Origin of the sequence: Pseudophaeobacter sp., assembly GCF_048267565.1 — a bacterium.
In the GTDB taxonomy this organism is placed as follows: Bacteria; Pseudomonadota; Alphaproteobacteria; order Rhodobacterales; family Rhodobacteraceae; genus Pseudophaeobacter; species Pseudophaeobacter profundi.
In genome coordinates this window covers 190853-211205 of record NZ_JBLWXG010000004.1, presented here as the reverse complement: position 1 = coordinate 211205, position 20353 = coordinate 190853, and the positions used below count along the sequence as shown (strand labels likewise).

The 20353-nt window shown below is 56.5% G+C and carries 21 protein-coding genes and 1 tRNA gene; 10 read left to right on the top strand and 12 right to left on the bottom strand.

Annotated elements, in window-relative coordinates:
- Positions 1 to 355: 355 nt before the first annotated feature.
- From ACN0VH_RS11805 to ACN0VH_RS11775, 7 genes are all read left to right on the top strand, one after another.
- Complete coding sequence (locus ACN0VH_RS11805; RefSeq protein WP_417700685.1) at positions 356 to 1648, top strand: tyrosine-type recombinase/integrase; 1293 nt, start codon at positions 356 to 358, stop codon at positions 1646 to 1648.
- Positions 1645 to 2445, top strand: a complete 801-nt coding sequence (locus ACN0VH_RS11800) for a hypothetical protein (protein WP_417700684.1) — start codon at positions 1645 to 1647, stop codon at positions 2443 to 2445. Before ACN0VH_RS11805 ends, ACN0VH_RS11800 begins: the two co-directional genes overlap by 4 nt.
- A 216-nt stretch (positions 2446 to 2661) precedes the next feature.
- The gene (locus ACN0VH_RS11795; RefSeq protein WP_417700683.1) at positions 2662 to 2847 is read left to right on the top strand and encodes a helix-turn-helix transcriptional regulator; all 186 of its coding nucleotides are present in this window, start codon (positions 2662 to 2664) and stop codon (positions 2845 to 2847) included.
- Positions 2848 to 2926: 79 nt separating this feature from the next.
- Entirely contained in the window at positions 2927 to 3316 is a 390-nt protein-coding gene (locus ACN0VH_RS11790; RefSeq protein ID WP_417700682.1) for a hypothetical protein, read from the top strand.
- Between the two features lie 168 nt (positions 3317 to 3484).
- A complete protein-coding gene (locus ACN0VH_RS11785; RefSeq protein ID WP_417700681.1) occupies positions 3485 to 3970 on the top strand; it encodes a hypothetical protein in 486 nt (161 codons plus the stop codon).
- Between the two features lie 295 nt (positions 3971 to 4265).
- Positions 4266 to 5705 (top strand): S1C family serine protease, encoded by a 1440-nt coding sequence (locus tag ACN0VH_RS11780; protein WP_417700680.1) that lies wholly within the window; start codon positions 4266 to 4268, stop codon positions 5703 to 5705.
- Positions 5706 to 5735: 30 nt separating this feature from the next.
- A complete protein-coding gene (locus ACN0VH_RS11775) occupies positions 5736 to 6389 on the top strand; it encodes a hypothetical protein (protein WP_417700679.1) in 654 nt (217 codons plus the stop codon).
- Positions 6390 to 6565: 176 nt separating this feature from the next.
- Here ACN0VH_RS11775 and ACN0VH_RS11770 read toward each other — a convergent pair.
- The 12 genes from ACN0VH_RS11770 to ACN0VH_RS11715 form a co-directional block, all read right to left on the bottom strand.
- Positions 6566 to 6655, bottom strand: a tRNA-Ser gene (locus tag ACN0VH_RS11770).
- A 391-nt stretch (positions 6656 to 7046) separates the two neighbouring features.
- Positions 7047 to 8012 carry a glycosyltransferase family A protein gene (locus ACN0VH_RS11765; RefSeq protein WP_417700678.1) on the bottom strand — a complete coding sequence of 322 codons (966 nt, stop codon included), beginning with the start codon at positions 8010 to 8012 and terminating at the stop codon, positions 7047 to 7049.
- Between the two features lie 333 nt (positions 8013 to 8345).
- Positions 8346 to 9464 (bottom strand): alanine racemase, encoded by a 1119-nt coding sequence (locus ACN0VH_RS11760; protein WP_417700677.1) that lies wholly within the window; start codon positions 9462 to 9464, stop codon positions 8346 to 8348.
- 5 nt (positions 9465 to 9469) lie between these two features.
- Positions 9470 to 10630: an amidohydrolase gene (locus tag ACN0VH_RS11755; protein WP_417700676.1), complete on the bottom strand. Its 1161-nt coding sequence runs from the start codon at positions 10628 to 10630 to the stop codon at positions 9470 to 9472.
- Between the two features lie 108 nt (positions 10631 to 10738).
- Positions 10739 to 12043 carry an ArgE/DapE family deacylase gene (locus tag ACN0VH_RS11750; RefSeq protein ID WP_417700675.1) on the bottom strand — a complete coding sequence of 435 codons (1305 nt, stop codon included), beginning with the start codon at positions 12041 to 12043 and terminating at the stop codon, positions 10739 to 10741.
- Positions 12033 to 12704 (bottom strand): 3-oxoacid CoA-transferase subunit B, encoded by a 672-nt coding sequence (locus ACN0VH_RS11745; RefSeq protein WP_417700674.1) that lies wholly within the window; start codon positions 12702 to 12704, stop codon positions 12033 to 12035. Before ACN0VH_RS11745 ends, ACN0VH_RS11750 begins: the two co-directional genes overlap by 11 nt.
- Positions 12691 to 13383: a CoA transferase subunit A gene (locus tag ACN0VH_RS11740; protein ID WP_278923366.1), complete on the bottom strand. Its 693-nt coding sequence runs from the start codon at positions 13381 to 13383 to the stop codon at positions 12691 to 12693. The genes ACN0VH_RS11745 and ACN0VH_RS11740 overlap by 14 nt, the downstream gene beginning before the upstream one ends.
- Positions 13380 to 14732, bottom strand: coding sequence for an aminotransferase family protein (locus ACN0VH_RS11735; protein ID WP_278923367.1), 1353 nt, complete (start codon positions 14730 to 14732; stop codon positions 13380 to 13382). The genes ACN0VH_RS11740 and ACN0VH_RS11735 overlap by 4 nt, the downstream gene beginning before the upstream one ends.
- Positions 14729 to 15499, bottom strand: a complete 771-nt coding sequence (locus ACN0VH_RS11730; RefSeq protein WP_278923368.1) for an amino acid ABC transporter ATP-binding protein — start codon at positions 15497 to 15499, stop codon at positions 14729 to 14731. Before ACN0VH_RS11730 ends, ACN0VH_RS11735 begins: the two co-directional genes overlap by 4 nt.
- Positions 15500 to 15515: 16 nt before the next feature.
- Positions 15516 to 16172 carry an amino acid ABC transporter permease gene (locus tag ACN0VH_RS11725; RefSeq protein ID WP_278923369.1) on the bottom strand — a complete coding sequence of 219 codons (657 nt, stop codon included), beginning with the start codon at positions 16170 to 16172 and terminating at the stop codon, positions 15516 to 15518.
- An 18-nt stretch (positions 16173 to 16190) separates the two neighbouring features.
- On the bottom strand, positions 16191 to 16838 hold the full coding sequence (locus ACN0VH_RS11720) for an amino acid ABC transporter permease (RefSeq protein WP_278923370.1): 648 nt from the start codon (positions 16836 to 16838) through the stop codon (positions 16191 to 16193).
- A gap of 227 nt (positions 16839 to 17065) precedes the next feature.
- Complete coding sequence (locus ACN0VH_RS11715) at positions 17066 to 17842, bottom strand: transporter substrate-binding domain-containing protein (RefSeq protein ID WP_278923371.1); 777 nt, start codon at positions 17840 to 17842, stop codon at positions 17066 to 17068.
- Between the two features lie 135 nt (positions 17843 to 17977).
- On the opposite strand from ACN0VH_RS11715, the gene ACN0VH_RS11710 reads away from it, so the two are divergent.
- From ACN0VH_RS11710 to ACN0VH_RS11700, 3 genes are all read left to right on the top strand, one after another.
- Positions 17978 to 19006, top strand: a complete 1029-nt coding sequence (locus ACN0VH_RS11710; protein ID WP_417700673.1) for a LysR family transcriptional regulator — start codon at positions 17978 to 17980, stop codon at positions 19004 to 19006.
- A 192-nt stretch (positions 19007 to 19198) separates the two neighbouring features.
- Entirely contained in the window at positions 19199 to 19717 is a 519-nt protein-coding gene (locus ACN0VH_RS11705; protein ID WP_278923373.1) for a sigma-70 family RNA polymerase sigma factor, read from the top strand.
- Positions 19714 to 20349 carry a ChrR family anti-sigma-E factor gene (locus ACN0VH_RS11700; protein ID WP_278923374.1) on the top strand — a complete coding sequence of 212 codons (636 nt, stop codon included), beginning with the start codon at positions 19714 to 19716 and terminating at the stop codon, positions 20347 to 20349. Before ACN0VH_RS11705 ends, ACN0VH_RS11700 begins: the two co-directional genes overlap by 4 nt.
- The last annotated feature ends 4 nt before the right edge of the window (positions 20350 to 20353 follow it).

Sequence of the window (20353 nt, the reverse complement as noted above, 5' to 3'; positions counted from 1 at the left end):
CCGCCTTTTAGTCTGCTTCCTAGTGAGTGCCGCCATACAACACACCATATTTCACCCCACTCAAGGAAAGCATATGAGCTAGATCGAAAGAAATCCGACGGAAAGAATGGGGCGCATAAGCGGATGATTAAAAACGAAAAAGGCCGCCAGAGGCGACCAATTCACTGCCAACAAAAAGATATGATGGCGGAGACGAAGCCCGCCATGATGCGTAAGTAATCGTGTGCAATCAGATATCTAATCTGTTGTAAGAAAAGAACTTATTTCGAAATCCTGCATCACTGGCCATGCAATCTTGCACAATCGAATACATCCAATTACACTATTTATGTGGGGTAGGTTGTGGGGTGTAAAGTTGCCAAAGATTACAGATGAGCTTTCAGCCTTAGACGTGAAGCGTCTTACCCATCCCGGTGGGAATCGAAATGTCTTGGTTTCTGTCGGTGGTGTTCCCGGCCTACATTTGCAGTTGACCCCCAAGCGTGGCCGCTCTTGGGTGCTGCGCGCCAAGATTGGCGAAGCTCGCCGTGATATCGGTCTGGGCGGTTTTCCGGCTGTTACACTATCACTGGCCCGCCAAAAGGCCCGCGAGGCGCGCGAATTGATTAGCCAGGGTGTTGATCCCATCGAAGAACGCAAGGCCGCAAAGGCGGCGCTGGCAACCGCCCAGCGCCGTGGCCTGACATTTGCCGATGCGACGGATAAGTACCTTGCCGCCAAACTGGATGCCTTCAGCAACCCCAAGCATCGCCAGCAATGGCGAAACACTCTTGAGACCTATGCCAAACCTGAGTTGGGTAAGATGCTGGTGCAAGATATCACCGTGCAAGACGTTTTGCGCGTGCTGCAACCCATCTGGATGGAGAAGACCGAAACGGCTTCACGCCTTCGGGGTCGGGTCGAGGCGGTGCTGTCATGGGCAACGGTGGCGGGGCATCGCACGGGCGACAATCCGGCGCGCTGGGCTGGCAACCTGAAAGAACTCTTGCCCGCGCCTTCCAAGGTGGCACCGGAGGAAAACCAGCCTGCAATTCAGATTGAAGATGCACCACGTTGGTTTGCTGCCCTTAGGACACGCGAAGGGTTTGGCGCGCGTGCGCTGGAGTTTTTGGCGCTGACAGCACTTCGGTCAAAGGAGATACGTGGCGCACGGTGGGATGAAATTAACTTTGAACAGGCTTTATGGATCATCCCTGCGTCTCGGATGAAGATGAAGAAAGAGCACCGCGTTCCGCTTCCGGCGGAGGCTGTGGCACTGTTGCAAGCGCTGCCCCGGCTGTCAGACAATCCGCTCATATTTCCGGCGGCACGCGGCGGGCAGTTGTCAGATATGACCTTATCAGCGGCAATGAAACGTATGCATAAGGCGGATATTGAGGCGGGTGGCGCGGGGTTTGTGGATCGCGCGTCAAAGCGCCCGGCGGTGCCGCATGGGCTGCGCAGCACGTTTCGCGATTGGGTGGCAGAACGCACAAACTATCCCGGCGACATGGCTGAGGTCGCGCTGGCACACCGGATCAGCAATGCGGTGGAGGCGTCCTATCGGCGCGGTGACATGATTGAAAAGCGGCTCAAAATGATGGGCGATTGGGCAGAGTATTTGGCAGGCGCGGCGCGAGGCCGTGCTGAGATTGTGAGGATTGGGTGAACTACGGAGATTGGGAAGATTTTCATTACGAGTTGGAGCATTGGAGGTGGTGCGAGCATCTTTCGGTTTTTGACGCTTCGATGCTTGCCGCTGGACTGAACCCTAGTGTTTATGAACCATCGGTGCCAGGACGGTTGAGGGAAGGCGACTTCCACAAAATTGGCACTTCAAATAGCACCCAAAACTATCTTCAATCAAACGCGTTTGTGCCTATCTTTCGCGCGGTAACTTCGGCAGCCCTACGGGGTGATTTATCATGCGAATTTGCCCACCATGCACGAACGATCCCGACAATGACATATGGGGATCGAGATTTCGATGTCCCGTCAGAAGGTGGTGAAGACAGTATTAGCTATGATTTTCTGATCAAGTCAGACGCGCAAGTTTCCTCAAATTTTGAGATCCCAACTTACGGGGGGATGCGAACGTTCTATTTCGTTAAAGAACCTGATTGGGAACGCAGCACCATCAAAGTTGATGAATTTAAGGACTGGATGCGGAAACTGGGCCGAAGACCATTTTTCTTTTTTCCTGATACTAAGGATGATAGCGACGCATTCCGCAATCGAGAACATGAACATTTTTCTGCTGAGTTAGATTTCGCGGTTACGGTTTGGCAAGCACTCCTACCGAAACGGAAATTTAGCGGTGGCATAAAGGCCGCAATTGAAGCGTGGATTGAGGAAAACCCTGATGCGTGGCAGGGCGACGATGCGCTTTCGGGCGCAGCGAAAGAAAGAATTGTCACCCTCGTAAACTGGAACAAAAGCGGCGGCGCGCCGAAGTCCGGTGGTTAAGCTACCCACCCGTTGTCTGTATCCCTCCCCCCCTCAACAGCCCCTTGTTTCTAAGCGTTTTGGCACACGCCCACGGAAGAAATGGACTTAGCAATAAAGCTAAGTGGGTAGGTTTGGTGATTTCGGCTGGGTAGGTTTTCGTAACCCACCCAGCTATTCAGCGGTAAATCTTACGGCTCAATATGCAATCCAACGCAACCAGTTGGAGTGCATCACATGCCAGCCACATACCTCACAGACCGCCAAATCGGCGCACGTTACGGGGTCCATCACCTGACCCCGCGCCGCTGGCTCAAGACTGACCCGACTTTTCCCAAACCGATCCGCCTGACGCCCGGCTGCACACGCTGGAAGCTTTCGGATATCGAGGCTTGGGAAGAAGCCAAGGCAAACGCCGCATAACGAAAAACCGCCACCTTTTGAACGGGCAGCGGCTCTATTCGGCATAGCTTTGACAAGTGCAGGATACCCCCGTCCCGTTTTGTTTTCAATGAAGGAAACAGAACTCATGACAACCACTTCTAAGACCATCCGGCCACCCGCAAACGCATTGCGCGTCAAAGCTTGGCGTGACTTGCCAAGCGAGACAAAAAAGGCGCGCTATAAAGTCACTGACAAAAATGGCGACACCCATACGATCACAGTCGCAAAGGGGAACCGCATCATTCTTGACGCCTTGATTGCAAGTCCCGTCTTTTGTGCAAGCCCAGTGCGGGTATCTGACCGCGTTTGCATCCTGCGCCATGAATACTGCGTGCCGATCATCAAGGAAATGTATGAAAATGATGCTGCCACGGATAGAGCCAAATTCGGCGTCTATTTCTTGGATGGACGCGTTGAACGCCTTTCTGACAGTGGCAGCACAGCATGATGACGCTGTGCATTTTCCCGTCCGTGGCAAAACCGATTGAAGCCCATCTTGATGGGGAGGGTCGCCAATGACCGCCCTACGCCAGTCAAACTTGCCCGATGAATTTCGCAATGAGCTTGCCCGCCTTATGCGGGCGGGTTTGAGCCATGCTGGCCGGGGGCAAGGCTAATGTCCAAGTTCTACAAATCCAGAAAGCGGGGTGGCGGTCGCCACCTCCAGCTTTCAGAACACCTACAATCCACGGAAGCATGGGCAAGTTTGAAGCCAGGGCCAAGAGCGCTCTATGTTGAACTGAAGCGACGCTACAACGGTAGTAACAATGGGCGGATCTTCTTAAGCCATCGAGACGCTGCAAAAGCCATAAACGTGCATCGCAACACGGTTGGGCCTTACTTTAGAGAATTGGAAGAGCGCGGCTTCATTCGCATGACCCAAGCATCGCACCTTGGCACGGCTGGGATTGGGTTGGCTGCGCTTTGGGCTTTAGAGGAGGTGGCTACAGCAGATGGAAAACCCGCAACAAGGTCATTCATCAAGTGGAAGAAAAAGCCCCGCACAAAAACAGTGCAAGCCCGTCACAAAGGTAGTGCTGCCGCAGCCGAGAATGCCAAAACCGGCGGAGATACTGTCCTAAAGCTTGTGACGCGAGGGTGATTTTCCCAATATTTTCGGTGCCCAAAAATCAGGACATATATACATCTAACCAGGGGGTGGTGTGTTTACATATCTCTATTTAGTTGGTGGTGAGTTTGGGAGCGTAGAGGTGGCCGTGGCCTTCTATGTGCTTTTTCACGCTTTCATTTCTTGGCTAGATGAAAACCTCTGACCGCTCCAGCCTTGGCGAAGCGCCTCCAAGAGAAGCTCGCCCACCATCCGTAAAAAGGCGGCACTTCGTTTGCCAGAGGGTATCGCAATATGGCACGATGAGGGGATTAGTGAGGTGGAGATTATGAAAAAGCTATTGTGCGCGTTTCTGTTGGGGATACTGCCCCTAGTCTCCGCTACGTCTGCTCTGGCGCAGAACTATGAGCACCTTCTTCAAGATTTCAGGGCTAGTGAGCTTACGCGAGAGGATAAGCGGTTTTTGCAAGCCGCCTTGGCTTTTGAGGGGCATTATCTCGGATTGCTTGATGGGGATTGGGGCCGATTAAGCCGCGAAGCCATGGCAAGGTATTCGCGGAAGGAGTTCAACTCTGCCTCAGAGGAGTGGCATATCGCGGCTCTTGCGCTTGGGTTCTTTGACCGCTTTGAACGTGACGGCTGGGATATGCAGTTTTATCCCGGCTTAGAAATGTCGGTGTTGGTCCCCTTAAGGACATTGGTCACAGATCCGCCGTCGGCTAACTTCACAAACCTGCGTCATAGCGGCAGTAGTTTGTCTATTTCTATGGGAATACACAGCCAAGCTACGGCCCAGCGTGTCCATGACTTTACAATGGGAGCACATGCCCGCTCCTCAGCGCCGTATTCCGTGCGCAAAAGCAGTTTGGCTATTTCTTCGGTTACAAAATCTGATGGTTCCCTGCTGTATGCGCGCTCCAATTTCATCAATGGGTCTTGGTCCACAGTTATGCTGTCGGCTAGGAGCTATGATGCATCAACCCTAAATGCCGTTGCTTCCAGCCTCACAAGGGGTAGGGCAAGCCAGCTAACAATTACTCCCAACGGTAACTTGGAAAAAGCGATAAGAGGTACTCTGGAGGTCGTTGAAGCGGAAACTCGAAAGCAGCAAGGCGAGACCTCTCAAAACGTAAGCCGAGCAGATCAAGGGGCGGAAACAAACGGTTCTGCTGGGTCAGGTTTCGTTGTCTCCCAAGAGGGTCACATCCTAACCAATGCGCATGTGATTGAAGGGTGTAACGAAATTCTAGTTGATGGCGGTCCCGCTCGCCTGATCGACTCTTCCCAAGAGTTTGACTTGGCCATTTTGAAGGCGGACACACCCGTTGAGGAGGCTGTCGCCATCTTTTCGGCGTTTCCCGCTAAACTGAATTCGGACGTCACAGTAGTCGGCTACCCATATGGGGGACTGCTAGGTGGACTAAATGTCACGCGGGGTTCGGTTTCTTCGCTGAAAGGGTTGGGCGGAAACGCAACAACAATGCAAGTTACTGCCCCTGTTCAAAGTGGAAACTCAGGTGGGCCGTTACTTGGTCCTAGCGGAAACGTTGTGGGCGTCGTTGTTTCAAAGCTGGATGCTGTAAAGGTCGCTGGGTCGCTCGGAGATATGCCGCAAAATGTGAACTTTGCCATAAGAGGAGAGATTGCTAAGCTATTTCTGGCACAAAACGGTGTGGACCCCGAATTGAGCCTCTCCAGAGACGTGGCTGCGCCTGTTGCTATCGCAGAGCAAGCCACCAAGTTCACGACATTCATTGAGTGCAAGTAAAACGAAATTGCCTATAGATTTCGGAAAAAGTTGGAGGCTGTTTTAGTGGGGGGATATGGATCTGGGCGAACCGGCTATAAGCAAAAAGCCGAGAACTGCCGCTCGCTGGATGTAAACCTGATGCACCGCGAGGGTTGCCTGTCAGAAGGTTGGCGCGGCAACTGGCAGTGGTCTCGCAATGGTGAGGTGCTGTCGAAAATTGGAATGCGGGCCGAACAAGGGCGCATTGTGTTGGATTATCGGGTTCGATTGCGTGGCGGCGATTGGGAGCCGGTAACGCAGCCAGTGAACATCAGCCAGGTGGATTGCAATTTCGGTGGTCAGAGGCCCTTCTTCCTTTGTCCCGGCATCGTCAACGGCCAGAACTGCGGAAGGCGCGTAGGTAAGCTGTTTGCAGGAGGTTGCTACTTCCTTTGCCGTCACTGTCATAATGTAGCGTATACAAGCCAGTCAGAGCCACGCTACGACCGTATGCTGCGGCGCGCCAATAAACTGCGCATGGCGCTGGGCGGCGAACCCGGAGCCGCAAACTGGATTGCACAAAAACCCAAAGGCATGTGGTGGCGGACTTATCAGCGCAAGCGGTCGGAGATTGGGTCGTGCGAGGATCAAGCAAACATAGATTTTGTCGAGAAGTTCGCACACTTACTTAGTGCAGAGGACCGAGAGCGTTTTTTTGAATGAAAGCACTCATTGCGCTTGTTGAAAGGGTTAATGCCGCCCGTACAGCTGGTTTTGAGCGTGCACGACTTAACTCAAAATGCGCAAATGCCCAGCTATTCCAAGCGGTTATTCTTTGTGGGGTATTATGTGGGGTAGCGGTCAAATTTGCCAAATTTCCCCAATGATATCAATGGTAATGGCGGAGACGAAGGGATTCGAACCCTCGAGACCCTTCCGGGCCTACTCCCTTAGCAGGGGAGCGCCTTCGACCACTCGGCCACGTCTCCGTTGACGCGTATAGCCAAGAAAGCATGGGGGTTACAAGGCGAAAAAACCCGATTTTGATTTTTTTCCGCTGGGGCAACAAACCCTTTAAAATGGCACCGAATTGCACCGGGTTTGGGAACCTTTTGGTCAAGCCTACTCACAGAAAAAGCACCTTGGACTGTGTCACGAAAACTGTGCGACAGCATTCGTCGGGCGTGAGGACGAATGATCGAAAGGCATTTCAGCGGACGCTCGCCCGAACCGATCTGCTTTTTGTAAGGCGGCCTGGTATGAAGAACGTCAGGAACGATCCGGGTTCGGCACGTACAGAAGAGCTGGCCGAGTATCGAAGAGTATCACAGTCAGCTGACCTAGCTATCGGAACGGCCCGGCGGTCGTCGCGCAGAGCAATCAAAAACGAGGACGGAACCTGATTAAGCTTTTCAACATGGATTTTGCATTTCTTCTTCGGTACTTCCAGGTTCGGCTATACCCACCAATAATCTCTGTCAGAATCGGACTGTACTGCAACGCGTGTTTCACTGCCTTTCTGTTTCCAGTCCTAAGAGACTGGTCAACAAAGTGAAGGATCCAGGCGTGTGCCAGCTCTGGAAACGACCTATCGGGGAAATAGCGGTCTCGCCAATCGACAATCGTTTTGATCTGATTCCAGGTATTCAGATGCTGGTTATTGCCGTGTTTGCGGTACTTCATGCCGGGTCGGTGAACGAGTTCAAATCCAAGGTCGGGATGTTCTATCATGAACATGAAAATCTTGGTGCGCAGGATGATGTCGTCACCTGAGATATCCGGATCCATTCCTCCGATTGCTCTTACGATGTCTGCCTTCACGACAGAAGCCTGTACATAAAATGTACCCAAATTCTCGTACTCGACTTCTAGCAGTTCCTGCGCCGATGCATAGGTCTGGCGGTAAAGCTGCGATGTAAAGCTCTCGCAGGTCACCTCTCCGGCATTGTCGATTTCCATGTTCTCGGTATTCGCGACCAGGACGACTTTGGGATTGTGCTTGATTATCTGCATCTTGGAGGAAATGGCATCCGGCAGTAACAGATCGTCCAATGACAGAAACGAGAAGTACTCACCTGTCGCGGCCTCAATCCCTCTATTGACGTTTAACGGGACATTGCCGGTATTGTCTTGCAGGATTAGCCGGAAAGGATAGGGGGACTGTGCAAGCGTATTTTCCAACACCTCCGCATTTCCGTCCGTCGAGCCGTCATCGACGACCACGATCTCAATGTGGTCGTAGTCCTGCTGGAATATCGACTCGAGCGCCGCCCGCGAGAATGCCTCGTGGTTATATGTGGTGCAAATGATCGAGCACACGGGCGACGGAGAGATCGGGTCTGTCACTTAGGCCATCCTTTCATGGTTTTGTACTAGCTCAGGCGAGCCAAAGATCGTTCTCGATCATATGTTCTATCTGTTCACTGGGTTGGGACGGGCGCATCTGATTTTATAGCGGGCGTTGGCTAGCCGCTTCTGAAAGGTCTCGTGTCTAACAGGCCGGGGCAGAGCGATGCCAGACCGCCCGCCCCTGTCCGACGCAAGCGACACATCCAGATCGCAGCAGCCTTCACGAGGCATGACGGTTCCCCCCCTATTGGAGGTGCCTTTTAGTACCTTGTGCCTGCTATGTCGACAAACGGTTTTGCGCCACCAGATCGCATGGTGCACGCGCCCGCATTAGGACCTGCAATAAACGCGGTAATTGCGTCGCCCCCAGTCGGTATATAGATCGGCCATGATTGTACAAAACTGGCCTTCGACCGTGAACTGCCGGATCGGAGCAGCCCCCGGGCCACCAAAGACGCTGACGGTATCCCCAATCTGAATACTGTCGGCCCCGGTGACATCAGCAACAATCGCATTCATAGAGATTTTCCCAACCACCGGCGCCAGAAAATCCCCTGCGACAACCACATTGCCATTGTTTGAATTGCGCCTGAACCCATTCTCATACCCGATCGCGATACAGGCCAGACGGCGGCTGCTCTCGATCCGGTAATCTCTATCATACCCAACGGTTGACCCCGCCGGGTAGTCTTGCAGGCTCACCACGCGCGCCTCAAGATCCATCGTGCTGCGAAAGCCCAGTTCGGGCTTGAGAATCCCATATAGTATGGCACCGCAGCGATACATGTCGGTGGAGACTTCCGTCTCTGAGATCAGCGTCAGCGAACTGCCCGCATGCACCAAGACATCGGCGCGGTTCAGATCACTGTTTTCAAAGACCCACGACACCTGTTGCTGGAACAGGGCGTCACTTTGCTGCAATTGCAGCGGGTCGTTTGATGGAAAATGCGTACAGATCCCGCCAATGTTGTCGCCCAGGGTGGCCAGGATATCACTGCATTCGGCCTCACCCACCTCTGTCGAGATTTCAAGCGCATCCCGCGACATGCCTGCTGAATTCAGGGCTAGATGCACGCAGGTCCTATACCGTCCAGTCTCCAGATGGTTGAGGATCAGTTGTGCCGCCTGACGCGTGGCAACCTGCTCTTCGACCCGATCCTCCAGCGCGCCCTCGATTTCCTGAGGGGCCGCAGCCCTAAGACGAATAACAGAGCCGTCGAACCCCGCCTGACGCACCGCCCGTGCCTCGGCATTGGTGGTGATCCCGATGCAGGTGACACCCTGTTCGCGGACAAGCGGCACAACCTGCGAAATGCCATGCCCGTAGGCATCGGCCTTCAGCACCGCACAAAAACGTCTCCCCTTTGGGACGAGATCAAGAGCAAGTTCAAGGTTCTTCGAAATACGATCCGTGTGAATGGTACACCAAGAGGCGGGTCGGGTTTCCATGATTTTCAACTCTGCACGGGTCTAAGAAGGTCATCAATGACGCAGCAAAATAGGTCGGTCACAACCGGAAGCAAGGCGTCTGGGAAATCGTAGTCCGGGTTGTGAAGCTGCGGCTGCGCCTCCCCCGCACCGACATACAGCAGGGCCGCCTTGGCACCGTCTTCCCCGAAACGGCCAAAGTCCTCTGACCAGCGCATCGGTGCCGCCATCTCCAGGCAGGTCTGACCCAGAGCCTGCGCGCCGCGCCGCGCGACTGCCGTGGCCTCTTCATCATTCACGACGGCCCGAAAGATATCATGCCAGCGGGTCTGGACCTTCAGATTGGCGCTCTTGTCTGCAACCAACTGCAGCGCCTCGGCGATCAGCCCATCCATCCGTTCGTTCGTCATCGAGCGCAGCGTCACGCGCAGCTCCCCTTCTGCGGGCGATATCCCAAAAGCGGGTTCACCAAGGTTTGCATGGGTCAGAGTGCTGAGCGCGAAATCGGCATCGCTGGTCACCCCCTGGCTAAGCCCGGGCAGAGTAACCATCAGATCGGCCATTGCATTGGCGGGTGAAACCCCATCTTCGGGGGCTGCCGCATGAGAGCTTTTGCCCTCCAGCAGAATCTGCATACCGCGCGACGCACAGTTGCCCGGCCCCGCCCGCAGGCCGATTTCGCCAAGCGGGCGACCAGGAACATTGTGATAGGCAAAGGCATAGTCTGGACGTATCTCGGGCCAGCGCGGATCTTCGATAACGGCCTTGGCGCCAGCGCCTGTTTCTTCGGCGGGTTGAAACAGCAGAATGACGCGCCCGGCGGCGGGACGATGGCGCGCCAGCCGCATGCCAACCCCAAGAAGCGAAACCATGTGCCCGTCGTGCCCGCACAGATGTCCGCGCCCCTCTATTTCGGATTTATATGGCAAGGTCGAAAGTTCACGGATCGGCAGCCCGTCGAGTTCGCACCGCAGCAGCACGGTGGGACCTGCCGCAGCCCCGGTGAACTCAGCCGCGACGCCATGGCCACCAAGGCCCTGCCAGATCCGATCTGCACCCAGCAGGGTCAGCTCAGAGGCGATCCGCTCTGCCGTTGCGGCCTCTTCGCCCGAAAGTTCGGGGCGGCGGTGCAGCGTCTGGCGCAACGCCGTAAGCTGCATAATCTGATCAGAAGAAAGAGCAGGCATCAAAAACTCCTCAGAAGACCTTGGCGTTCACGGCAACGACAGGGGGGATATTGACCGCAAGAGGCGGGGGTGGAGCAAAGGCTGTTGGCGTGGCGCATAGATTGCTCCTTAGATCTCTTCGGTGCCGCACCAGTCGGCGATGAACATGGCTGTGGCTTTGGTTATGCGACGCATGCTTTCCAGGTCGACGCGTTCATTGAAGCCATGAATGGCTTCGGCGCGCGGGCCATAGACCAGTGCTGGCGTATCCGCATAAAGACCAAAGAAACGCGCGTCGGTTGTGGCAGTGATCGCTTCGCGCACCAACGCCTCGCCCGTGGCGGACCGATGCGCCTGATCCAACGCCGCGATGGCTGATACCGCCTTGGCGGAACTGTCCCGCGACAGTGCGTAGCCCTCGGCGTGAAAGCCGTGATAGACAATTTCAGGCAGCGAATTGCGCAGAAAATCATTATCACGGGCGGCATCCAGGATCACTTGCTCGATCTCGGCCTTTGCGGCCGCGATGGATTGGCCGGGAAAGATAGCCATGCGCACGTCAAAGACGCTCCAGGCTGGGACCGAACTGGTCCAGTCTCCACCTTCGATCTTGCCGACATTCAGGTTCAGCGCATGATCCATATGCGCGTAGTCTTCGGGCCGGTTTTCAGCGGCGTTCCAGCGGTGTTCCATATCATGCAGCGCCCGGATCAACGGAAAGGCGGCTTCGATCGCATTGGCACCGCTGCCCGCATAGGCAACATGGGTCGGCAGCCCCTTGAGATGCACCTGGAACCAGATCACCCCCAACTGTGCAGTGACCAGATGTTCGCTAAAGGGTTCCGGGATCAGGGCCGCATCGGCCCGATACCCGCGCGCCAGACAGGCCAACGCACCGTTGCCAGTGCATTCCTCTTCAACCACGGACTGGAAAAACACATCCGCTGCCGGGGCGCGGCCACAGGCCCTAAGCGCATCCAGCGCAAAAAGGTTCGAGGCCAGCCCGGCCTTCATGTCGCCGCCGCCCCGCCCATAGAGCCAGCCGCCTTCGACCCGCGGTTCAAACGGTGGGCTGTCCCACATGTCCAGCGGCCCGGCAGGCACCACGTCAATATGCCCGTTCAGGATGAGTGATCGGCCCGCCTGTGTCCGGGACCGGTGGGTGCCCACCACATTGACTGCATCCTCATAGGGGCCAAGCACCGGCGAAAATCCCGGCAGGTGCTGGATCTCGGCGATATCAATCTGCCAGCGATCAAGATCATAGCCGCGCGCGCTTAGCTCCGCCGCCATGAAATCCTGCGCCGATTGTTCATTGCCACGGGTCGAAGGATGCGCGGTCAAATCGGACAGGAAGGTGACCTGCCGGTCAAAAGCTGCATCCACGGCCGCGCCCAGGTCTGTGTTCAGGCCTGCGTTCAAGTCATGTTCCATGGCGGGCCTCAAATTCTGGCAGATCGGTATCCGGCAGCAGCAGGGGCGCGCCGGTGGCCTCGGCCACTTCTGCCGCGCTAATTCCGCCCAGTGTTTCAACAAGCATAAAACCCCGTGGCGTTACGTCGATCACGGCCATGTCTGTAAAGATCCGCGCCACACAGGCCCTTGCCGTTAGCGGCAATGAGCATGTTTCTTTCAGCTTCGGGTTGCCGGCACGGTCGGTATGCGTGGTCAGAACCACCACCCGCCGCGCCTTTTGGGCCAGCTCTACGCCGCCACCGACGCCGGGGCTGAATTTGCCGGGGATCTTCCAATTGGCCAGATCGCCGCTGGCGCTCACCTCGAAAGCGCCCAGCATTGTCAGATCCAGCCGTCCCGAACGCACCATGGCAAAGCTGGTGGCACTGTCGAAAAAGGCCGATCCCGGCACTGTCGAGACATAGCTGCCACCGGCATCAATCAGATTGCGGTCGGCCAGGTCCGGCGTCAGCGTTGGACCGATACCAGTCATGCCGTTTTCGGTGTGCAAGCAGACCGGAAAATCCCTGGGCAGGTGGTTGACCACCTGGGTCGGCAGGCCGATGCCAAGGTTGACCACCATCCCCGGTGTGATCTCGCGCGCGGCGCGGGCAATCATGCGTTCTTTAGCGCTGGACAACGGCGTATTCCTTGCTCAGTTCTGCCAGTTCGGCAACATGATCGACAAAAACACCAGCGGTATGGACGGCATTCGCAGCCAGCCCGCCAAGCGGCAGCAGGGTTTCGGTCTCGGCAATCACGCAATCAGCCGCCATTGCCATCAGCGGGTTAAAGTTCTGCGCAGTTGCGACATAGGCCAGGTTGCCAAAGATATCGGCGCGGTCGGCGTGGATCAGCGCCACATCGGCACGCAGGGCGGTTTCCACCAGATGCGGCTTTCCCGCGATCTCGACCACCTGCTTGCCCACCGCCAGCTCGGTGCCGATACCGATATCACTCAGCACAGCCCCAATCCCGGCACCGCCTGCCCGAATACGTTCGGCCAGAATACCCTGTGCGTTGAACTCCACCTCGATCTGGCCTGTATTCATCAGCGAAATCGCATGGGTATTCAGGCCCAGATGGGTGGTGATCAGCCGCGAGACCTGGCCGCTTTGCAGCAAATGGTCGATGCCCATGCCCGGCTCGTTTGCGTCATTCTTGATGATCGTCAGGTTATCTGCCCCATGGTCGACAAGCGCCTGGATCAGCGTCATCGGTGTGCCGGGCACGCCAAAGCCGCCAATCATGACCCTGTCGCCCGGTTTGATCTTGGCAATGGCGCTGGCAATCTTGCAGCTTTTGTCTGGCAGTCTCATGCGGCCTCCGCGATGGGCAGTCCCACCTCTGTGGCAAAGGCATCCAGCGCATCCAGCAGGATCGTCATGATCTCGTCGATCTGCGCTTCGGTAATGATCAGCGGCGGTGCGATCAGGAAATGGTCGCCTGCGGTGCCGCCTCGGGTGCGGCGGGAATAGATGATAAGGCCGCGCTCATAGGCCAGTTCGACAAGCCGTGCATGGGCGTCCAGCTCTGGCGGCAGGGGCTCCATGGTTGTACGGTCCGCGACAAATTCAAAAGCCGTCAGCAACCCCTTGCCGCGCACATCGCCGATAAAGGGATAGCGATCCATCAAGGCACGCAGGCGCGTCATCAGGACATCCCCCATGCGGGCAGCATTTTCGATCAGGTTTTGGTCTTCCATCTCTTCCAGCACCGCCAACCCAGCGGAACAGGCAAGCGGATTGCCGGCATAGGTAAAGCCATGCAGAAAGCCACCCGCATCCAGAACCGGATCGACCAGACGCGCGCGCGCCACAATAGCACCCAAAGGCGCATAGCCTGCGCCAAAGCCCTTGGACATGGCGACAATATCCGGGGTGATGCCCCAGTGTTCGGCGGCCAGGAACTTGCCGGTGCGGCCTGCCCCGGTCATCACCTCATCATAGATCAGCAGCACGCCAAATTCGTCGCAGATCTCACGCACCCGGCCATAGTAGCTGTCGGGGGCAACCAGCGCCCCGGTCGAGGCCCCGCCGACGGGTTCCATCAGGAAGGCCAGCACATTCTCCGGCCCTTCTTTCAGGATCTGCTCGCGTAGCAGCTCGGCATATTTCAAGCCGCGTTCTTCTTCGCTCAGGTTGTCGCGGTCCAGATAGGTCGCGGGGGCCGCCACCTTGGGCATACCCTGCATCATCGGGGCAAAGGGTTCGCGCAGCGGATCATAGCCTGTCAGGTCCAGCGCCCCGAAGGTGCACCCATGATAAGAAGGAAAGCGCGAGATCACCCGGTGACGGCTGCCCTGCCCCTGGGTCAAGGCATATTGCCGGGCCAGCTTCACGGCGCTTTCCACCGCTTCGGACCCGCCCGAGACAAAGAAAACACGATCCAGCCCGTCCGGCGTCATCGCAACGGTTTTTGCCGCCAGATCCTCGGAGGGATGGGTGCGAAAATGCAGCCGGTAGCCAAAGGTGGCCTTGTCCATCTGCGCCTTCATCTTGGCAAGGACGCGCGGGTTGGAGTGACCGATGTTGGACACCATCGCGCCGGACGATCCGTCGATGTAGCGTTTGCCGGTCTCATCAAACAGATAGATGCCCTCGCCATGCTCCAGAAAGGGGCGCGGCGTGCGGGATTGATAAAACAGGTAGGAAATCTCGTCGCTCACTTTGCACCTTCGATATGTTTGCGGAGGAACTCTCGGGTTCGTTCCTTGGTTGGATGTTTGAACATGGTCGCAGGTGGGCCTTCCTCGACAACAACGCCCTTGTCCATGAACAGCACGCGGTCACAGACCGAGGCCGCAAAGTCCATTTCATGGGTGACGATAATCATCGTCATGTGCTCTTCTGCGAGCCGTTTCATGACCAGGTTCACCTCTTCCACCAATTCGGGATCCAGGGCAGAGGTTGCTTCGTCAAACAGCATCAGCTTTGGCTTCATCGCAAGCGCCCGGGCGATGGCGACCCGCTGCTTCTGACCACCAGACAGCTGCGAGGGATAGTAGTCGATCCGCTCCAGCATCCCCACCTTGTCCAGCTGCTCTTCTGCGAGCTTATCGGCGGCCTCTTGCGACAATCCCTTGAGCATCTTTGGCGCCATCGTGACATTTTCGCGCGCGGTCATGTGCGGGAACAGGTTGAAGTGCTGAAACACCATGCCGACCTGCTGACGCATTTCATTGATGTGTTTTTCATATTGGCGGTGCGGCAGGCTTTTGTTCACCTGCACGCCGTCCAACCAGATTTCCCCGCCGGTCAGCGGATCCAGATCGTTGATGGCGCGCAGCAGTGTGGATTTGCCTGACCCTGATGAGCCGATGATGCCAACGATCTGGCCGCGCGTAACGGAAAGGCTGATGTCCTTGAGAACCTCAAGCGCGCCAAAGGATTTCTGTGCATGGCGGATTTCGACGAAGTCTGTCTGTTCGGTCATGATTGGTCTCGCAAGATCAGCGGGAGATGGCAATGCGGCGCTCGATCTTGCGCTGCACCCATTCCATGCAAAGGTTGATGACGTAGTAGAAGGCAGCGGCAAGGATGTAGAACTCGAACGGACGATAGGTCTTGCCGATCACCCGCTGGGCGGAAAGCGTCAGTTCGCTGACCCCAATTACCGAAACCAGGGCGCTGTCTTTCAGCAGGGCAATCATGTTGTTGCCAATCGGCGGGATCACGGCGCGCACCGCCTGCGGGATCACTACTTTGCGCAGGGCTTCGCCTCGGCTTAATCCCAGGGTGCGTGCCGCTTCCATCTGGCCCTTGTCGACTGCTAGGATTGCCGTCTGGATCAGTTCAGAGTTGTAGACCGCAAAATGCAGCCCCAACCCGATGATGCCGGCCACAAAGGCAGGCAGGTCAATGCCGATCTGCACCAGGCCAAAATAGATCAGGAACAGCTGCAGCAGAAGCGGCGTGCCCATAAATACCCACTCGATCAGGCGGAAAGGCTGGCGGATGATCCAGGGCGCATAAAGCGCGATCACGGCGAAAACGATACCGCCAAAAAAGCTGAGGATCGCGGATGCGACGGTGATGCCCATAGTCCAGGCAGCACCCAGCAATACCACATCCAAATACTTGGGAATAATCGAAAAATCGAGGCCCATCTGTCTTTCCTTTTCCGATCAGTTAATCTGAACTTTGCGATCCAGCCAGGCAACGCCACGGCCCACCACATAGATGATGATCATGTAGAGAACCCCCGCCAGCAGGAACATCTCGAAGGGTTTGTAGGTCGAGCCGATATAACGTTGTGCGGTATAGGTCAGTTCGATGACCGAAATCGCCGCCACCAGGGCTGTCGCCTTGATCAGCATATTCAGGTTCACGCCCAACGGGCGCACCATCAGCCGCGAGGCCTGCGGCAGGATAACCTGATATGTGGCTTGCCAACTGCTAAGCCCCAGGGTCCGGGCGGCTTCGCGCTGCCCCTTGTCGATCGAAATGATCGCCCCGCGAATGGTTTCCGTCATATAGGCTCCGGCATTGATACCCAAACCGATGACGCCAGCCTCGAAGGCATCCAACTGGATGCCGATCTGTGGCCCGCCAAAATACAGGATGAACAGCTGAATCAAGGCGGGGGTGCCGCGAAACAGGCTGACATAGGCGGCCCCGAGGAATCGCAGGGCCGCAAATCGTGACAGTCGGGCGGCAGCGCCGAGCGTGCCACAGGTCAGGCCCAGAATGGCGGTCAGCACTGACAACAGGATCGTTGTCCAGGCGGCCTCCAGAAAGAACGGATAAACCTTGAGCATCAGTTCAAAGTCCATGCTTCACTCCTTTGACCTGGCGACTCAGCCGCGATGCAGCCATGTGCAACATTCGTGACGAAAGAAATCCCATGCTGGAAATCATGCAGGTCCACACTTTGTTTGGGTAGGGATCGGCCTCTATGCTTAGGTCAGGCCACAAAGGGGCCGAATTGCCGAGGCGCGTAATCCATCATGCCATTGCGGCAACCCCCTGCCGCCGTATCCGGCGGCAGGGAACAGCGATATCAGCGGATGTCAGCGCCGATCCATTTTTCAGCAAGAGCGAGATAGGTGCCGTCTTCCATCATCGAATCCAGGGCTTTTTGCATTTCTGCGGCCAGCTCGGGGCTGCCCTCACGAATGGCAATACCCGCGCCGAAGGGCTCTGTGGTGGGGTCGGCAAACATCTCGAACGCCTGCTCCTTCGCGGTCATCGCCAGGATGGCTGCAATCGAGTCGTTTACAATTGCATCAACCCGGCCGTTTTCCAGCTCAAGCAGCAGTTCTGGCAGACCTTTGTAGGTATTGATGTCATAGCCGCGATCACGGGCCCAATCTTCGTGGGTTTCGCCCAGTGTCAGGCCAACACGCTTGCCTTCCAGATCTTCAAGGCTGGCAATGCCCGACCCCGGCTTGGTAAAGATGGCGCGCTTGTCCGAATAGTAGGGGCCAACAAAATCAACCACTTCGTCCCGCTCTGCGGTGATGGTCATCGACCCGACAATCGCATCATATTTATTGGCCAAGAGGCCACCAATGATGCCGTCCCATGCCGTGGTGACGATTTCGGCTTCCAGGCCCATGCGCTTGGCGATTTCGGTCCCGACGGCAGGGTCAAAGCCGACAACCTCGTTTTCATCGTTCACAAAGTTGAACGGAGGGTAAGCGCCGGACATCGCGATGCGGATCACCCCTTTTTCTTTCAGGCTATCCAGCTCCTCGGCGGCGGCAGTGTTCATGCCGAAGGCCGCAAGACCTACGGCTGCGATTGCACTTTTAAGGATGGTACGGCGGAATGTCATTGTGATCTCCCTATTGATCAAAATCAGGATTTATCCTGTGCGTTTATTGGCGGCAGGCCCGCTCTGAGAAAAGACTTGCATGTGGCATCGCATCGCGCAAATAAATAATAGGCATTCTTAACATAGATGAAAACTATGCAGCTACCACATGGACATCGCTTTCCCTGGAACCTTGATTGGAATCTCTTGCGTACTTTCATGGTGGTGGTCGAGCAGCGCGGCATCTCCAAAGCAGCGAATTTTCTTGGCTTGAAGCAGCCAACGGTATCGGCAGCCCTAAAGCGTCTTGAGCAGACCACCAATAAGACGCTGGTTATCCGCAAGCCCAATGAGTTCACCATTACCCGCGCAGGCCATGCGCTTTATACCGAATGCGCCAAGATCTTTGGCTCGATCTCCCAGCTTCCGTCACTGCTTGACGCGGATACCGCCGAATTGCGCGGACATCTGTCGATTGCCATCACCAGCTCTGTGATTTCAGAGCACTTCGGGGATATTCTGAATCGGTTCTGCAAGGCGCACCCACATGTCACCTATTCTTTTTCCGTGCACGAAAGCGGCGATATCGAGACCATAATATCGCAAAACCGGGCCAGTTTCGGGGTCTGCCTCTTGTCGGCGCTTCCGAAAAATCTGAACACATTGGTCCTGTACCGGGAATTCTTTGGTCTTTACTGCGGCGCACGGCACCCCCTGTTCAGCGCCAAAACCATCACCCCGAAAGATCTGGAAGGCGAACCCTTCGTGGCCTTTCAAACCGAAGCCGAAGGCGGGCCGCTTGAAGTCATCTCTCGCCTGCGTGCCCGGATGGGATTGGCCAATACCTGGCGCGGGGTATCCTCGAGCCTGAATGAAATCCGCCGGATGATCATGGCTGATATCGGGATCGGCGCCCTGCCCCTGCACGTCGCCAAACCGGATGTGGCAGCTGGCCACATCCGCCAGTTGCCGCCCTATGACGCCCTGCCGATGGTGAACATCTACCTGATTACCAACCCGGCACGCCGCCTGTCCGATGCGGAAGCCGCCTTCTTGTCCACCTGCGAAGCTGAGATTTCAGCCATCGACATTACCGAACGGACATATGGGGCAGACCTGGATCCCCAAGCCCTGCAATACCCAGCCGAGGGCACCCCCCTATCGCCGCCCGTCCAGTCGGATTGAAATCCGCATTTCGAACGACATTCAGGTGCGTCGCAATTCTATTGTGATCCAAAAAGATGTGGCCTTCGTAGATTGGGTATGATGACATTCGACATTGATATCCCTCACAGGCGCGCTCTCACCGGGCGCCCTCGCCATGAAGGCAAAGACGTGTCGAAAGTGCAAAGCAACTATTCTGAGCAAACCAAATGGATGCTGAGGGTGAAGATCGATAGGGACAGGGCCGCCTTTGCTGCCTTGTTCGATCACTTTGCACCGCGCCTGAAGGGGTTTGTCATCCGTGGCGGCACCCCTGCTGCGCAGGCCGAGGAAGTGATCCAGGATGTGATGCTGACAGTCTGGCGCAAGGCCGAGCAGTTCGACCCGCATCGCGCCCAGGTATCCGCCTGGATCTATCAGATTGCCAGACACCGGCAAATTGACATAGCCCGCAAAGAGGCCAGGCCGGTTCCTGAAGAACTGAAAGAAGATCCGGGCGCTGAAGCGGATGCCAGCCAGATCCTGGCGATAGAGCAGGAAAGCGAACACCTGAAGCAGGCGCTTCAGCGTCTGAGCGAAGATCAAAGGGTCATTGTCGAAAAGGCCTATCTGGGGGAACTGACCCACCAAGAGATCCAAACTCAGACGGGGCTGCCGCTCGGGACCATCAAATCAAGAATTCGTCTTGGCCTTGAGCGGCTGAGACATGACCTAAAGGGGCTGCGCTCATGACCGCAATCACCCATCATATCCCAGATCATTTGCTCGCATCCTATGCTGCGGGCACCCTGCCGCATGCCTTTGCCCTGGTCGTGGCCAGCCATATTTCCATGTGTAATGACTGTCGCGCCGCCGTTGCCGCCCATCAGGCCGTCGGCGGGGCCATCCTGGAAGCCACCAGTGCAAGCCCTCTGTCCAGCGGGTTGCGCGCCAGCGTCCTGGCGCAATTGGATGCACCGGCCAGAGCCGAACCAATCTATGACCGTTCTGGCATCTACCCCGGTCCCGTCGTGGCGGCGCTGCAGGGACAGCAGCCCAAATGGAAAGCTCTGGGCATGGGGGTTCGCCAGACCATCCTGACGGCGGATGCCGAGTCAAATGCGCGCCTGCTGTTCATCCCGGCAGGGCAAGCGGTACCAGACCACAGCCACAACGGATTGGAGCTGACAATGGTGCTGCAGGGCAGTTTCAGCGATAGCACCGGACGTTTTGGCATTGGCGACGTCGAAATCGGCGATGAGGACCTTGATCACACGCCAACCGCCGATCCAGGTGACCCCTGCATTTGCCTTGCCGCGACAGATGCGCCGCTGCGCTTCAAAGCCCTGATACCGCGCCTGCTGCAACCTCTGTTTCGGATCTAGCCCC